The sequence below is a fragment of the Pseudomonas putida genome (genome assembly GCF_028682635.1).
Classification (GTDB): Bacteria; Pseudomonadota; Gammaproteobacteria; order Pseudomonadales; family Pseudomonadaceae; genus Aquipseudomonas; species Aquipseudomonas putida_AE.
In genome coordinates this window covers 1-343 of the sequence record NZ_JANHLK010000114.1, presented here as the reverse complement: position 1 = coordinate 343, position 343 = coordinate 1, and the positions used below count along the sequence as shown (strand labels likewise).

The 343-nt window shown below is 64.4% G+C and carries 1 pseudogene; it reads left to right on the top strand.

Annotated elements, in window-relative coordinates:
• A pseudogene (locus tag NPS56_RS31095) lies at positions 1 to 343 on the top strand (glycine dehydrogenase (aminomethyl-transferring)); the annotation flags it as partial.

The following is a 343-nucleotide window of genomic DNA, read 5'->3' as shown; positions in this document are numbered from 1 at the left end:
ACGAATTCATCGCCCGCCACATCGGCCCCCGCGCCGGTGACGAGCAGGCCATGCTCAACACCCTCGGTTTCGATTCCCTCGAAGCCCTGAGCGCCAGCGTCATCCCCGACAGCATCAAGGGCACCAGCGTGCTCGGCCTGGAAGACGGCCTGAGCGAAGCCGACGCCCTGGCGATGATCAAAGGCATCGCCGGCCAGAACCAACTGTTCAAGACCTTCATCGGCCAGGGTTACTACGGCACCCACACGCCGTCGCCGATCCTGCGCAATCTCCTGGAAAACCCGGCCTGGTACACCGCCTACACCCCGTACCAGCCGGAAATTTCCCAGGGCCGCCTCGAAGC